The sequence below is a fragment of the Candidatus Limnocylindrales bacterium genome (genome assembly GCA_035559535.1).
Lineage (GTDB): Bacteria > Moduliflexota > Moduliflexia > Moduliflexales > JAUQPW01 > JAUQPW01.
In genome coordinates this window covers 48,784-64,374 of the sequence record DATMBG010000008.1, presented here as the reverse complement: position 1 = coordinate 64,374, position 15,591 = coordinate 48,784, and the positions used below count along the sequence as shown (strand labels likewise).

At 45.1% G+C, this 15,591-nt stretch carries 15 protein-coding genes; 7 read left to right on the top strand and 8 right to left on the bottom strand.

The annotated features are described in order from the left end of the window. Positions 1-266: 266 nt before the first annotated feature. The 3 genes from VNM22_02365 to VNM22_02355 form a co-directional block, all read right to left on the bottom strand. Entirely contained in the window at positions 267-1,883 is a 1,617-nt protein-coding gene (locus tag VNM22_02365; GenBank protein ID HWP45982.1) for an ABC transporter substrate-binding protein, read from the bottom strand. Between the two features lie 304 nt (positions 1,884-2,187). Beyond that, positions 2,188-2,997: a M48 family metallopeptidase gene (locus tag VNM22_02360; GenBank protein ID HWP45981.1), complete on the bottom strand. Its 810-nt coding sequence runs from the start codon at positions 2,995-2,997 to the stop codon at positions 2,188-2,190. 251 nt (positions 2,998-3,248) lie between these two features. Beyond that, positions 3,249-3,425 carry a YHS domain-containing protein gene (locus VNM22_02355; GenBank protein HWP45980.1) on the bottom strand — a complete coding sequence of 59 codons (177 nt, stop codon included), beginning with the start codon at positions 3,423-3,425 and terminating at the stop codon, positions 3,249-3,251. A 280-nt stretch (positions 3,426-3,705) separates the two neighbouring features. Between VNM22_02355 and gatC the strand changes: the two genes are divergently transcribed. The 7 genes from gatC (at position 3,706) to mtnN (ending at position 10,106) form a co-directional block, all read left to right on the top strand. Next, positions 3,706-3,993 (top strand): Asp-tRNA(Asn)/Glu-tRNA(Gln) amidotransferase subunit GatC, encoded by a 288-nt coding sequence (gene gatC / locus VNM22_02350; protein ID HWP45979.1) that lies wholly within the window; start codon positions 3,706-3,708, stop codon positions 3,991-3,993. A gap of 71 nt (positions 3,994-4,064) precedes the next feature. Next, positions 4,065-5,528 carry an Asp-tRNA(Asn)/Glu-tRNA(Gln) amidotransferase subunit GatA gene (gatA, locus tag VNM22_02345; GenBank protein ID HWP45978.1) on the top strand — a complete coding sequence of 488 codons (1,464 nt, stop codon included), beginning with the start codon at positions 4,065-4,067 and terminating at the stop codon, positions 5,526-5,528. Positions 5,529-5,540: 12 nt separating this feature from the next. Continuing rightward, positions 5,541-7,124 (top strand): Asp-tRNA(Asn)/Glu-tRNA(Gln) amidotransferase subunit GatB, encoded by a 1,584-nt coding sequence (gene gatB / locus VNM22_02340; GenBank protein ID HWP45977.1) that lies wholly within the window; start codon positions 5,541-5,543, stop codon positions 7,122-7,124. Between the two features lie 23 nt (positions 7,125-7,147). Then, entirely contained in the window at positions 7,148-7,402 is a 255-nt protein-coding gene (locus tag VNM22_02335; protein ID HWP45976.1) for a MoaD/ThiS family protein, read from the top strand. Then, the gene (gene accC / locus VNM22_02330; GenBank protein ID HWP45975.1) at positions 7,395-8,738 is read left to right on the top strand and encodes an acetyl-CoA carboxylase biotin carboxylase subunit; all 1,344 of its coding nucleotides are present in this window, start codon (positions 7,395-7,397) and stop codon (positions 8,736-8,738) included. The genes VNM22_02335 and accC overlap by 8 nt, the downstream gene beginning before the upstream one ends. A 151-nt stretch (positions 8,739-8,889) precedes the next feature. Continuing rightward, a complete protein-coding gene (gene dtd / locus VNM22_02325) occupies positions 8,890-9,333 on the top strand; it encodes a D-aminoacyl-tRNA deacylase (protein ID HWP45974.1) in 444 nt (147 codons plus the stop codon). A 2-nt stretch (positions 9,334-9,335) separates the two neighbouring features. Then, positions 9,336-10,106 (top strand): 5'-methylthioadenosine/S-adenosylhomocysteine nucleosidase, encoded by a 771-nt coding sequence (gene mtnN, locus VNM22_02320; GenBank protein ID HWP45973.1) that lies wholly within the window; start codon positions 9,336-9,338, stop codon positions 10,104-10,106. Here the strand turns inward: mtnN and VNM22_02315 are convergent. The 5 genes from VNM22_02315 to aspS form a co-directional block, all read right to left on the bottom strand. After that, positions 10,087-10,638 carry a hypothetical protein gene (locus VNM22_02315; GenBank protein ID HWP45972.1) on the bottom strand — a complete coding sequence of 184 codons (552 nt, stop codon included), beginning with the start codon at positions 10,636-10,638 and terminating at the stop codon, positions 10,087-10,089. The two genes, mtnN and VNM22_02315, sit on opposite strands and share 20 nt — an antisense overlap. 139 nt (positions 10,639-10,777) lie before the next feature. Continuing rightward, positions 10,778-11,656 (bottom strand): hypothetical protein, encoded by an 879-nt coding sequence (locus VNM22_02310; protein ID HWP45971.1) that lies wholly within the window; start codon positions 11,654-11,656, stop codon positions 10,778-10,780. A 140-nt stretch (positions 11,657-11,796) separates the two neighbouring features. Beyond that, positions 11,797-12,276 carry an rRNA maturation RNase YbeY gene (gene ybeY, locus VNM22_02305; protein ID HWP45970.1) on the bottom strand — a complete coding sequence of 160 codons (480 nt, stop codon included), beginning with the start codon at positions 12,274-12,276 and terminating at the stop codon, positions 11,797-11,799. Then, positions 12,203-13,285, bottom strand: a complete 1,083-nt coding sequence (locus VNM22_02300; GenBank protein HWP45969.1) for a PhoH family protein — start codon at positions 13,283-13,285, stop codon at positions 12,203-12,205. Before VNM22_02300 ends, ybeY begins: the two co-directional genes overlap by 74 nt. A gap of 177 nt (positions 13,286-13,462) precedes the next feature. Then, the gene (gene aspS, locus VNM22_02295; protein ID HWP45968.1) at positions 13,463-15,223 is read right to left on the bottom strand and encodes an aspartate--tRNA ligase; all 1,761 of its coding nucleotides are present in this window, start codon (positions 15,221-15,223) and stop codon (positions 13,463-13,465) included. Positions 15,224-15,591 lie beyond the last annotated feature (368 nt).

Below are 15,591 nucleotides of genomic sequence, written 5' to 3'. Positions count from 1 at the left end.
GGCCTCCCGCCCCTACACAGGATAGGGGGAACTGGGGGTGAGGGAAAGGAGGAGCGAGGAAGTAGGGCCGACGGTCGCACTCCCGGCTAAGCCTTATCCTGGTGCATATATTCCCTCTTCCAAAGCTTCAGGAAGGGGGAGTAAGGGGGAGGACAACGCTTGTCTCATATCTAGAATAACCGGCACAAAAAGTTATAAATCCCCGTATTCCTTCGGAGTCCTTTGTAGATTAGAAAGCTTAGTACTTAGGTGATAGAGTAGTTCCTTTATTTTTTATCTAACCATACGTTCCAGAAAACCGGAGAGGTAAAGGGAACAACGCCTTTCACATGCTTACGATAGGCATCGGGTACCGTCGCCTGACCTAAGAGTACATAAGGGACTTCTTCATAGGCTAATTTTTGGATTTCCTCTGCCAATTGTTTACGCTTCTCCGGATCTTGGGTACGGGCCCATTCGGTCCGTAATTCTTCCATCTTCTTGCTGCAATACCAACCAAACCAGGCTTTTTCACAATCTCCTACGATCCCTGGATTTCCTACCGGATTAAACACGTCCCCAAACTGCCACCAGGTACTGAAGAGATTCCAACCGCCCTCTTGGGGAGGTTTCTTCTCGGCTCGACGAGAGACCAGGGTACTCCAATCCATAGCCTGGAGATCTACCTTTACACCGATTTGTGTGAGTAGTTGCTGGGTTACCAACGTGACAATATGGATATCGTTCTGATCTGTGGGATCCATGAGTACTACAGGCCGTCCGTCATACCCGGCTTCTTGCAGGAGTTTTCTAGCTTTCTCCAGGTTTTTTCCCATCTGCGGATCTGACCCTGCAGAGGTCTCCCAGGGACTCCCACACATGAAATACGCCGGACACGCTTTCCATATTCTTGGATCTCCAATGGCCGCCTGCATATAGGTCTCCTGGTTGGCCATCCATACCAGAGCCTGCCGGGCTTTCGGATTGTTGAAAGGTGGATAGAGATGATTGGGGCGCAACCAGAATTGAACCACCCGGGATGGATCTATCAGGATTTGAATGTCGGGGTTTTTCTCTAATCGGGAAAGAAAATCCACAGGAAACCTTTCCCAATAGTCTATCTCTCCGGCTTCCAGCGCCGCCCCGGCCGTTGCCGGATCAGGAATGTAGAACCATTCTACCCGATCCACATATACCCGCTTGCCTCCGGCACCAAAACTGGGTGGCTCAGAGCGTGGAATATAGTCGGGATTGCGTACGTAAACTACCCGATGCCCAGGCTCCCATTCTTCCTTTACAAATTTGAAGGGACCCGAACCGATAAATTCTTTGATCTGTTCATCGGCCGGAGTGGCTGCAATTCGAGCCGGCATGATGAAAGGCACATTACTGCTTGGCTTGGCCAGCGCATCTAAAACTAACCCAAAGGGTTCCTTTAACTCCAGACGGAAAGTTTTAGCATCCACCGCTTCCAAACGACTCGTAAACATCATTAACATCTTTCCCAAAGCATCCCGTTGGCCCCATCGTTTGAGGGAAGCAATGACGTCATCGGACGTAACAGGACTGCCGTCATGGAACTTGAGACCTTCCCGTAACGTAAAGGTATACTGCAGACCATCGGAACTTACCTGCCAGGTATCCACCATCTGAGGCTGAATTTTAAGGTCTTTATCCAGGGCAAATAAGGTATCATAAATCATATAACCGTGGTTACGGGTAATATAAGCTGTCGTCCAGATGGGGTCTAAAACCTTCAGATCGGCGTGGGGAATAAACTTAAGGGTCCCACCCATTTTAGGTTCCTCACAAAGAACCCCCGAGACCAGGCTAATCAAAAGCAAAGGAACCGGAAACAATAGGGCGATACATCGGCCCAGAAACCAACGAAAATCTTTTACCATGACGATCTTCCTTTCCTTAAAGGGAGTTTTTTGAGTTTATTTTAGATATATTTTTAACTCTGATCAATTGCTTAAACTCTATAATTGGCCTTTTTCCCTGTCAAGGAAACTTTATACCCGATTTTGAAAGTTTAAGAAGCGGAAGGAGAGGAAAGAGGTGAAGGGGAGAACGGCAAGGTATAGTAATTAAAGGAAAATAACAGGAGAGGATTGTCCGACTCGATACCCCCTGTTGGGTTTCAGTACAACTCCCCATAAATGGGAAAGCAGCCTGCTCATTTAGCAGGCTTAAAGTTCGGGAATACTACCGGGTTAGTCCGTTGGGGACGCCATTTGGAAACCTTTCCTGAATTGCAGCTTTGATTTGCTCAATCCGCCTTTCAGGATTCGGATGGGTACTAAAAAATTCGGGAGGGCGTTGCCCTTTACTTGCCTGGGCAAGGGTTTCCATCATGTTGATCATCGCTCGGGGATCATATCCGGCTTCTGAAGTAAAGCGGACTCCCAATCGATCGGCTTCCAGCTCATCATCCCGGCTAAATTTCATATTTATCAGATTCCCAATCAATGCAGCAACGGCTGCTGTTCGCTGGCTGGATGGATCATCGGGATCATAAGTGGCCAATACGGCGGCACCGGTAAGACCTTCGGTTAATTGGGCCTTAGCTATGTGTTCGGCTGCATGACGGGCTACTACATGACCGATCTCATGCCCCAACACACCTGCCAGTTCCCCTTCTGTGCCCATGAGTTTCATTAACCCTTCGGTAATAAATATTTGACCGCCTGGCAGGGCAAAAGCATTAATGGTCTGTTCGTCTACCAGTAAATGGAAATCGAACTTATAAGGGGTTTGACCGGCTTCGGTCTTTGAAACCAGTCGATTACCAACCTCATCCACCAAAGCCTGTTTTTGTTGATCTGGAGATAATCCTCCAAATTGAGATGCCATCTGGGGAGCAGCCTGAAGACCTAAGGCAATTTCCTGTTTCGGTGTTATATTAACGTGTTGGGTTTCTTTAGTAACCGGATTATACTCGCGGGCTGTGTAATAGGATACCAAAGAGATTATAGCAATAACAATCGCAATAATTAAACGCGGTGAACGTCTCATAGGGTAGCTCCTTTAGTTGCATCCTGACTGCAGAGAGGATGGCTAGTTCGTCAATTTACGGCAGGGACGAATCGGCGATTCCCTCTACAACCGGAATGAAAGGGAGGTAAAGTTTTACTCCTGCTCCAGCTTGCACTTGCAAATAGATCTCATCCACTTACCTGGTGTACTTAACTACCTATACTCCAAAGCGGAAGCCCATTTTCCAGGAGAAAACGGGCTTCGTAGCTCTTAAGGAGCTTTAACCGGAGTTAGGAGTGATCGGTTTTTTGTTGACCCGCCTTTCCGGAAACATACTTTTCTGGATTTTTGTCAAAGGTGTTTTTACACCCCACAGCGCAAAAATAATACGTTTTGCCTTTGTATGTACTTGTGGCCGGAGGGTTCTTTTCATCGACCTCCATTCCACAAACAGGATCCTTTGCCATCTGACTCACCTCCTTTTATGTAGGTATTACCCCTACCGATATGGTCAAACGTGGACGTTTGACTTTAAAAATACCTTGACGAACCGGCAGAGATAGCATAGGCTGATAGCCTGATCATTATGAAATTCAATAAACATGCCTTTAGCAAATTGAATCTCCTCCCTAACAAATTGGAGATTCCTATATCTGGTTGCTAACCTGAATTCCAGAGCGTATAATGTGATATAGTTTAGACTTCCGGCAAAAACCCTGTTACCCGTCGAAAGGAGTAAATCAGGCTATGAAAATCAGTATTGAACAGGTAGAGCATGTGGCTAAATTGGCACGACTCCATTTATCCGAGGAAGAGAAGCAGGAAATGTCAGAAAAACTGAGCCAGATTCTAACCTATATGGACAAGTTGAATGAATTAAATACAGAAGGAATTTTGCCCACTTCCCATGTGGTCGAGATTAAAAATGTTTTCCGGGAGGACAAAGTAGAACCCTCGCTTCCAGAGGATCAGGCCTTACAAAATGCACCCGATCGGGTAAATGGATATTTCCGTGTGCCACGGGTGATAGAATAGGGGCATGTTAAAAGCAAGGGGGCAAGAAGTTAAGAAATCCCGACTTCTGACTTCTGGCTTCTTAGGGATGCATGGAACTTTGCGATTATACTATCCATGAGCTTCATGAAATGATGAAGCGGAGGGAAATCACCTCCAGACAAATTACCGAATCGGTTCTTTCTCGGATTGATCAGGTGGAGAATCGAATCAGAGCCTATATCACTGTTTTAAGAGAAGAAGCCCTGGAACAGGCCAGCATCATTGATCAAAAACTTCAAAGGGGAGAAATTCCCTTAACTCCTCTTACCGGGATTCCTATAGCGATTAAAGATTTAATTTGCACCAGGGGGGTTTTAACGACCTGTGCAGCCAAGATTTTACATAATTTTATTCCCCCCTATGATGCAACGGTTATAGCCCGGCTGAAGCAACAGAACATCGTTATGATTGGAAAAACGAATCTGGATCAATTCGGGATGGGCTCTTCGACGGAGAATTCCTACTACGGAATTACCCGAAATCCCTGGGACTTGAGTCGAGTCCCGGGAGGTTCGAGTGGGGGGTCGGCAGCAGCCGTCATAGCCGGGGAAGCTATCGGAGCTCTAGGAACAGATACCGGGGGTTCTATCCGCCAACCCTCTTCATTTTGTAGCACAACCGGTCTTAAACCGACCTACGGTCGGGTTTCGAGATACGGATTAATCGCTTACGCCTCTTCTCTGGATCAAATCGGTCCCATTGCTAAAGACGTAACCGACTGTGCTATTCTGCTGAATGCCCTATCAGGGTACGATCCTAAGGATTCCACGTCGGTTAATTTACCCACACCGGACTATACCCGGGCTCTGGTTCCCGATATTACCGGCTTAAAGATAGGTATCCCGGAAGAATATTTTATTGCCGGAATGGATGAAGAAGTAGAGGAAAAAATCTGGGAGGCGGTCAGGGTCCTGGAGAAGCTGGGAGCTTCTTATGAAAAAGTTTCCCTACCCCATACCGAATACGCCGTGGCCGCTTATTATATCATAGCCCCTGCCGAAGCCAGCTCCAATCTAGCCCGATATGATGGGGTTAAATACGGTTACCGGGCCGATACGTATACCGATCTGATGGATATGTATATGACCACGCGTTCTCAAGGATTCTCTCCGGAAGTAAAACGCCGCATCATGCTGGGTACTTACTCCCTGAGCTCGGGATACTATGATGCTTACTACTTAAAGGCCCAAAAAGTAAGAACGTTGATTAAGCGAGATTTTGAAGAAGCCTTTAAAAAATATGATGTTCTGGTAGCTCCTGTCTCTCCCACCCCGGCATTTAAAATCGGAGAGAAAACCGAAGATCCTTTGCAAATGTACCTGTCGGATATCTTCACCATTCCCATTAACCTGGCGGGCGTAACGGCCCTATCTATCCCTTGTGGATTCACAAAAGACGGTCTACCCATCGGACTACAGATCATCGGAAAGCACTTTGGAGAAGAAACGATCTTAAAAGTAGCTTATGCCTTTGAGCAGAATACGGAACATCATAAGAAGAAGCCGCCTTTATAAGGTGGGGGGGGCATGGAGGTATGGGAGTATGGAAGTGTGGAGGTATGGGAGTGTGGGGGTATGGCGGTGTGGGAGAAATCTTATACTTCCGTACCTCCATACCCCCATACTTCCATACTCCCATACTTCCACACTCCTCCATCACTTAAAATGGAATACGAAGCTGTTATCGGGCTGGAAGTGCATACGCAATTAAAGACCCGGTCCAAAATTTTTTGTTCCTGTAGTACCGAGTTTGGTGCAAAGCCCAATCATAATACCTGTCCTATTTGTCAGGGAATGCCGGGAGTTCTACCTGTACTGAACAAACAGGTGGTAGAATTTGGAATTCGGACGGCCCTGGCCATGAACTGTACCATCGCGGACTATAGCCTTTTTGCCCGTAAAAATTATTTCTACCCGGATCTACCTAAAGCATATCAAATCTCTCAATATGAACTTCCTCTGGCCCAGCATGGATGGATTGAAATTCAGGTGGATGGTATTTCTAAAAAAATAGGGGTAACCCGGATCCATATGGAAGAGGATGCGGGGAAGTCTATCCACGATGAGAATATTACAGGATCTAAAAATTATAGTTTTATAGATTTTAATCGCTGTGGCGTTCCCCTTCTGGAAATTGTGAGTGAGCCGGATATGCGCTCGCCTGAAGAAGCCAGGGAATATCTACTTAAGTTAAAGGGAATTCTGGAGTATCTGGAAGTCTCAGATTGTAATATGGAAGAAGGGAGTTTACGATGTGATGCCAACATCTCGGTACGACCTAAAGGAAGTACGAAATTGGGTACCAAAACAGAAGTTAAGAATATGAACTCCTTTAAAAATGTCCAGAAAGCTCTGGAATACGAAATTGCCCGTCAGATTCAGATTTTAGAAGAAGGGGGACGAATCGTTCAGGAAACCCGCCTTTGGGATGTAGATCAAGGGGTTACACGCCCTATGCGAAGTAAGGAAGAAGCCCATGACTATCGCTATTTTCCAGAACCGGATCTGGTACCCCTGGTTATCGATAAAGAATGGATTGAACAGATACGGAAAAGTTTACCGGAACTGGCTGATGCAAGAACTGCTCGATTTATATCCCAGTACGGAATTCCAGAGTATGATGCCCGGGTTTTAACTGCTTCTAAATTTGTTGCAGATTATTACGAAAATACGGTTAAGCTTTATCCGAATCCCAAAGTGGTGAGTAACTGGGTTATGGGAGATATCCTTCGAAAGCTTAAAGAGCATGAACAAGCAGATATCCGAACCTGTCCCATAACCCCCCAACACCTTGCCGGAATGCTAAAGTTAATCGAAGAAGGTACTATCAGCGGTAAAATCGCTAAGGTCGTCTTTGAGGACATGTATGCTACCGGAAAGATGCCGGAAGAAATCGTAAAGGAAAAGGGATTGATTCAGATCTCGGATGAAAAAGAGGTGGCAGCGGTTGTGGACCGAATTATTGCTGCAAACCCTGAAACCGTAGCCCAATACAAAGCGGGTAAGCAGAAAGCATTCGGCTTCTTTGTAGGCGAAGTTATGAAGGCAACCCAGGGAAAGGCCAATCCCCAGCTCGTGAATAAGTTGTTGAAGGAAAAGCTTTCTACCTGATAGGGGGTGGGGGAGTGGGAGGTATGGAGGTTACTGTCAGGCTATTTGCGAATCTGAGAAAATATCTACCACCAGGCAGTGATGGCAAGAAAGCGGTTTTGGAAGTCCCCGAGGGAATTACCGTTCGCGAGGTTGCCTTGAGCTTAAGGGTACCTGAACAATTCTTACAGATTGTCCTGATAAATGGAAACAATGCTTCTTTAGATCAGCGTCTATCTGAAGGAGATGAGTTAAGCATCTTTCCTTTTATGGCCGGAGGGACAGGTCAGCATGTTTAAGAAGATTCTCATAGCCAACCGGGGTGAAATTGCCCTTAGAATTATTCGGGCTTGCAAGGAACTGGGCATTAAGACCGTTGCGGTTTATTCAAAGGCAGATGCCGAATCTCTTCATGTAAGATTTGCAGACGAGAGTGTTTGTATAGGGCCACCGGAGAATAGAAAAAGCTATTTGAATGAAACAAACATTATCAGTGCCTGTGAAATTACAGATGCCGAGGCCGTTCATCCTGGATACGGTTTTTTAGCAGAGAATGCACGGTTTGCCGAAATGTGCCAGGAGTGTAATATTACCTTTATTGGTCCTCCACCGGAAATTATACGATTAATGGGCGATAAGGTCTCTGCCAGGCAAATTGCTAAACGGGCCGGACTTCCTATCTTACCCGGCAGTAGCGATTCGGTTAAAGACCTCAAAGAAGCCCTGGATGTGGCTAAATCCATCGGGTTCCCCATTATCCTCAAGGCTTCGGCAGGAGGAGGAGGACGTGGGATGCGGGTTGTGTTTTCGGAAGAGGCCCTGGCCAACTCCTTCATGATGGCCCGCTCGGAATCCATCTCTTCCTTTGGAAGTCCGGATATCTACGTAGAGAAGTTTCTTGAGAAACCGCGTCATATTGAGTTTCAAGTTATTGGAGATCAAAAGGGAAATGTCTACCATCTGGGAGAACGGGAATGCTCCATCCAGAGACGTCATCAAAAGCTTTTAGAGGAATCTCCCTCTCCGGCCGTAACCGAAAAAGTTCGGGAAAAAATGGGAAATCTGGTGGTCGCCGCCATGCGGGAAATCAAATACAGTAGCGTTGGAACGGTAGAGTTCCTCATGGATCAGGAGGGAAATTTTTACTTCATCGAGATGAATACCCGTATCCAGGTAGAACATCCAGTTACCGAGATGGTTACCGGGATAGACCTTATTAAAGAACAGATCCGGATTGCCGCAGGACAGGAACTTAAATATCGATCCAAAGATATCCGACTGACCGGTCATAGCATCGAATGCCGCATCAATGCGGAGGATCCCCAGAACTTTACTCCAAATCCCGGTAAGATCACCGCTTTTAATCTTCCAGGAGGCCCTGGCATTCGTGTGGATACGGCTGCTTATAGTGAATATCAGGTAACTCCTTTTTATGATTCTCTGATTGCCAAGCTGATCGTCCATGCCCGGGATCGGGCAGAGGCCATTGCCCGAATGGAACGGGCTTTAGATGAATTCATCGTAGAGGGTATCAAAACGACTATCCCTCTCCACAAAAAACTCCTGCGGGATCCTTCCTTCCGTCAAGGAAGATATCATATCGAGTTTTTAAGTGAGTTGTTAGGTAAATCTTAATGAAGAATGTGGAAGTAGGGGTGTGGGAGTATGGGAGTATGGGGGTATGGGAGTATGGAAGTATGGAAGTATGAGAATATAAATATAGGAATATAGGAGAACATATTCCACACTTCCACACTCCCACACCCCCATACTTCCAGAGTGAATTTTGAAGACAGTTCTTCAGCGTGTTTCCCAGGCTGCTGTAAGGGTTGAGGGGAAAATAATCAGTGAAATCGGAAAGGGACTCGTCGTCCTGGTAGGGGTTGAACAGGAGGATTCGGAGAAGGATGCTACCTATCTGGCGGAGAAAATCCTCCACTTGCGGATCTTTGAAGATGAGGCCGGGAAAATGAACCTGTCTGTTTTAGATGTTCACGGAAGCCTTTTGGTAGTTTCTCAGTTTACCCTCTTGGGGGATTGCCGGAAAGGAAGGCGACCGAGTTTTACAAAAGCCGCCGGGCCGGAGTTAGCCCGGTACCTCTATGAATTTTTCATTGAAGAGTTAAAGACAGGCGGTCTTCCGGTTGCAACAGGAATTTTTCAGGCTCATATGACCGTTCAGATCTTTAACGATGGACCGGTAACGTTTATCCTGGATAGTCGCTCTTAACCATGAATGCCTGCATTGGTCTCATTGCAGCCATGTCTGCGGAGATTCATCGTGTGAGAAAGATCCTTTCCCTCAACGAGAGTTTTCAACAGAGCTCGATTCTTTTTTATCGGGGCTTTTATCGGGATAAGGACATTATTCTGGCCAGATCCGGAGTCGGCAAAGTTAATGCGGCTGTTGCAGCGCAGGTGATGATCCAGAATTATAAACCTAAAGCCCTCCTTTGTTTTGGTGCAGCCGGTGCCCTCAGTCCTGAGTGTGATATCGGAGATATCGTACTGGGAGAGCGACTCATTCAGCACGATTTTGGCTGGTATACAGCCGGGCACTTTGTTTCTGAAAAGATATTTATCTATCGAGGTAAAAAAAAAGAAAAAATCCCCTGGTTTCTTTCCCATCCAGACCTTTTAAAAACTGCCCAGGAGATCGGTCGGTGGGAGGTTTTTGGTAACAGGAAAATCCATACAGGAGTTATAGTCTCCGGGGATCAGGTCATTTGTACAGAAGAAAAGAGAAAAGACCTGGCTTTACGCTATCAGGCCCTCGCCACAGACATGGAAAGCGCTGCCATAGCCCACGTAGCTTATCTGAATCAGGTTCCGTTCCTGGCCATTCGGGCTATTTCCGATACGGCGAATATAGATTTAAACAGGACCTGTCTGAAAAAAATAAGACCCGGTCTTAAGGCCAGAAAAGATTTTGAATTTGCCCTGGATCAATCCAGCCGGTTTGTTTCTGAACTCCTCAAAAATATCAACTTGAGTAAGCTGTAACCTCTGCCTTTCCGCCTTTTATAACCCCAAAGAGATCTCCTAATAACCGTTCGAGAACCTCTCTGGTTAAAATCATCGGCCTTGTTTCTTTCAACCGGTTGTTTTTCTGGTTCCGATATCGAACCAGAGTCAAGGAAGTCTGGTTTTCCTCTCCGTGCAAGAGAAGTTCATAAAACTCTATAAAATCCTCCCTTACTTGAGGTGGAAAACTCCTGATCTGGACAACCGGTGTATATTTATCCCATTCGATAAGGGATAAAGGTTCCAGCAGGTAGGTAACTTTTTGGATGATCTGTTCTCCCTGGTCTTTCAATCGATTTGCCCGGGTCAGAATGTCAAACGAGACGTTTGACCTACTTTCTTCTTGCTTTTTAATTTCAAGCCTGTGGAGGGCACAACTCAACCGATCTAAATCCACCACCTCCAATTTACCTTGAATTCCATCTTCTTCCAGTTCAAAGGTAAAAGGAAAATGGGGATGTCGGGAAGTTTTTACAAATAGATTTTCAATAGGAATTTGAATCCCTCTCATTGAGGACCTCCGTCGTTATTTTAAGATTTTTAATCTTGAAGGGTTATTAAAAGATCTATGCAAAGATCAAACCATCTGCAACTAAATTTTCAAAAATTTATAAAGAAAGCCCTGTGGAAGAATGCCCTTAAGCAAGGGTTTAGGCATTTTCTTCCTCTTCTTCAGGAGAAACCATTAATTCGGCAGCTTCTCTTTGGGCCAGTGCAAGGCGAAGTTGATTCATGAAGGCTTCTCGCTGTTCTGAGCTCAGACCTTGACGCAAATTTGGGAACTTATTCCAGAGTGCTCGACAGGTTGTTTGAAGTTCCCTTGCTTTCTCCCAGGAAATGGTATTCAGAACTTTTTTAGTAAATAAAAGATCTTCTCCGGATCCCACGTCTTTTGTCTTTAAATTTGCTTCTACCAGAAGAAGCAGATAAGCAAAATCGACAATATCGCTTTTTTCTCCCAGTTCTTTTAAGGATTCCAGGCTAAACTTTCTTAAAAGCTGAACGATTTCCCCCTCACTCATCCCCTTAAAAACATCCCGGACGATTTCCACCCCTCGATTTTTTGTTTTCAGGTTTTTAAGGATCAATTCGATCCAGGTAATTTTTTCTTCTTCTGATTTGATAGCCTTGATGAGTTTCGTAGGTCTGGTAGGGTCATGCCACTCTTCGATGAGTTTGAGCATTTTTTTCTCAGGGAGCTGTTTGAGGATTTGGATGACCCAGGTTGCGTTATATTTTTTAGGCAGGGAAGGAAGGAGAAGGGTATCAAAGGCGATGATGGGTTCATCTGCGTAGGCATCGATAAGCTCGGTAAGTTTGGTCCTGAAACGTGGATTGGTAGGATCGAATAGATTCCAACGATATAAATACAGATAAAGATACGTGCGAAACTTCAGCAAACCCCGTTTTAAAAAAGAAAAAATACGCCTACCCTCCAATTCCAAATAGGGTTCCAGGATAAACACCAAAATTCCTGTAACCATTAAGAGAAGGATAAAAATCCAGGGGTTTAAAATAAATTCGTTCATTGGCCTGTAGATTCTCAATTATTTTAGACATACTTTTATGGCCCTGACCACAGGTAAGAATCAGGAAATTATCGATATGATAAAGGGTTTGGATCAATCAGTCAAGTAAAAATTAAACCAATATTTCTGGAAAAGAGCTTTTATAAACCCTTTTTAATAAGTCCTTCTTTGGATTTTAAAATCCGGGCCTCCATCTGCATCATCTGTTCTGCATCTTCTTTTTTCTCATGATCATAACCCATCAGATGAAGAATTCCATGGACTAACAGCATATCCATTTCATCCCCCAGGGAATGACCATGAATCCGGGCCTGACGATCGGCAGTATCTACCGAGATAACCACATCTCCCAGGGGGAAAAGCAAAGAAGACCCGGGGCTTTTTTTGAAAGATCCGGGTGAAGAGGTTTCTTGTAGGGGGAAGGAGAGGACATCGGTACTTTCATCGATATGGCGATAGGTTTTATTAAGGCGGCGAATTTCCTCATCCTTGACCAGCACAATACTTAACTCCCAATTATCGGAACCCCCCAGGACTTCCAGGGTTTTACGGGCAGTTTGTTTTAACCGGCGCAGGCTGACTTTCCTCGTCTTCGCCGGATTGCGAAGCAGAATTTCCATTGAAATCACCTACTCGAATCAGGTGGTTTCTTTTGGAGGCCTTAGGACCACTTACTTTTTCATAATTTTCATAAGCGGTAATAATTTTCTGAACCAGAGGATGTCGAACCACATCTTTTTCTGTAAAGTGAATAAACTTAATCCCCTCAACGTTGTTCAGAATCATCTGAGCTTCCTTTAAGCCGGACACTTTATCTTCAGGCAGATCGGTTTGAGTTATGTCTCCGGTAATAACCGCCTTGGAGCTAAATCCCAGCCGGGTGAGAAACATCTTCATCTGTTCTGAGGTAGTATTTTGCGCTTCATCTAAAATGACGAAAGAATCATTCAGGGTGCGTCCGCGCATAAAGGCAAGTGGAGCCACTTCAATAGTACCTCGTTCGAGAAGTCGCTGGGCTTTTTCTATATCCATCATCTCGTGGAGAGCATCGTACAAGGGACGCAAATAGGGATTCACTTTCTCGTAGAGATCCCCTGGAAGAAATCCAAGCTTTTCACCTGCTTCTACCGCCGGTCGTGTGAGAACAATCCGATGGAAGGTTTTATTCTGGAGAAAATAAATCCCCATTGCCATAGCCAGATAGGTTTTTCCGGTGCCGGCGGGCCCGATTCCAAAGACAATATCATGGTGCTGGATGGCTTCGATATATTCTTTTTGGGTCAAACTTTTGGGGGTAACAAAGCCTTTTCGAGAGGGAATTTGAATGGAATCCGAAAATACTTCTTCAAGATTTACCTCGGTATCTTCAGAGACAATACGAATCGCAGAACGAACATCTTCTCGACTTACTTTGCGGCCATGAGCCAGCAGAGAAGCCAGATGATTGAGGATCTTTTCAACCTTGGAGACATCCTCGGCTTCTCCTTTCAGGATAATCTTATCCCCTCGAAGGGTGATGGAAATATCAAAAGCTCGTTCAATAGTTTTTAAATTTTCATCGTAATTTCCAAATAAGCTCTGCAAAGAGTCGTTAAAGCTCAGGCTAACACTTTTATCTTGTTCTTGCAATGTTTGAGATCACCTCTACTTTAAAAAATCGACTAATTAATTGGACCCTTTTCAGGGGATTTATCCAATTAACCAACCGACTTGGTTGATAACTTTCTCTACCATAAATATGTAGATTACCGGCTTGCTTGTCAATGGATTTATGGAGATGAATGTCACCAGGTTCTCCTCACAGGTTTAGATTTTCACCTGAATCCTCAACTCATCGAGCTGTTTCTTATCCACAAACGAAGGTGCATCGGTCATGAGACAGACGGCTTTTTGAGTTTTTGGAAAAGCAATGACATCTCGAATCGATTCCGATCCGGTAAGGATCATGACAATCCGGTCTAATCCCAGAGCAATCCCCCCATGGGGAGGAGCTCCATATTTAAGGGCCTGGAGTAAGAAGCCGAATTTTTTCATTGCCTCTTCTTCCTTAATATTAAGAAGCTCAAAAACTCGCTTTTGCAGATCAGTTCGATGAATTCGGGTACTCCCACCTCCGATTTCCTGGCCATTTAAAACCAGATCGTAAGCCTTGGCCCTTACCCTGGCAGGATCGGTTTCTAAAAGTGGTATATCTTCATCTACGGGTGCAGTAAAGGGATGATGCATGGCTTCAAATCTCCTTTCTTCCTCGTTATACTCAAAGAGAGGAAAGTTGGTAACCCAGAGAAATTTGAAAGCCTGTGAATCAATCAAATTGAGCTTTCGACCCAGATGGAGTCTCAAATTGCTCAAAGCCGTAGCGACCACCTTAGGTTTATCGGCTACTAAAAGTAAAAGATCTTGAGGTTCCGCTTTAAATCGATCCCGGAGGGAGTTCATAACCTCTTCAGAGAAATACTTGAGTGCAGGGGATTGAACTTCATTCTCGGTGATTTTTATCCACACCAATCCTTTCGCCCCACATCCCTTCACGAGTTCCGTAAGCAGATCGAGATCCTTCCGGGAGAAAGCCGCCTGACCTTTCACCTTCAAACCTTTGACCTGCCCTCCCGTTGCCAGGACCTCGGTGAAAACTCTAAACTCCGTTCTTTGGGCAATATCCGAAACATCAACCAATTCCATTCCAAACCGCAGATCCGGTTTGTCCGATCCGTATCGGTCTATGGCTTCCTGATAAGACATAGTCTGAAAGGGTGTGGTCAGTTGGATATTTCGGAGCGGCTCGAAAAGGGCTTTCATCAGATCTTCCGTGATGCGAAAGAGTTCTTCTCGTTCCATAAAAGACGTCTCGATATCTATCTGGGTAAACTCAGGTTGTCGATCCGCCCGAAGGTCTTCATCTCGAAAACATTTCACAATCTGGAAATATTTGTCAAATCCGGCAATCATTAAAAGCTGTTTGAACAATTGAGGAGATTGCGGAAGTGCATAGAATTTCCCCGGCTGAATTCGACTGGGAACTAGATAATCCCTGGCTCCTTCCGGCGTGCTTTTGGTTAAAAAGGGGGTCTCAACCTCTATAAAACCCCGATCGGATAGAAAATTTCGTACGATTTGATAAACCTTATGGCGTAGGATAAAATTGTTCCGTAAAGGGGGTCTTCGCAAATCCAGATAACGGTAAGTCAGCCGAAGATCTTCACTGGCCGTGATCCCTTCTTCAATGGGAAAGGGAGGTGTTTCAGCTTCGTTCAAAATGATCAGCTTTTCGGCCAGGATTTCAATTCGACCCGTCGGAATTAAAGGATTCTCCATCCCTTCGGGCCTTTTTTCAACCAGGCCTTCGACACCGATCACATATTCATTCCGGAGTTGCCTGGCTGTTTCATGGCTTTCTTCATGTAAAGCCGGATTGAAGACTATCTGTACGATCCCGGTTCGATCCCGTAGATCGACAAATATGAGCCCTCCATGGTCCCGTCGTCTTTGAACCCATCCATACACAAAAACCCGGCTTCCTGCATGCGTTTCATTGAGCTCCCCGCAGTAGTGTGTGCGTTTCTGCATAAAATTTTTTACCTAAGAACTAGGTTTGATGTGGGCCTAAATCAAATGGCAACCCGATGTGTGTCCCACATTCCAGTATCTTTTTTACACTATCCCGAAGATAGTATTGTCTTTTTCTAAATAGACACTTACCTTACTACATAAAAGGAATAATCAAATGAATGATCAGCTTTTTATCCTCAATAGGTACTACCAAGGTTGGATAAAAGTCAAGATGTTTTTAGGAGGATTCTTGGCTAACCTGAATTCATCTTGACAGGACACGTTGTGGTTTTTTAAACTTAATATTAATTATTTAGCCACAAAGACACGAAGACACTTAGATAGAGGAAGATGTAAAGTTGGATAACCCCTATGACCTTTCATAC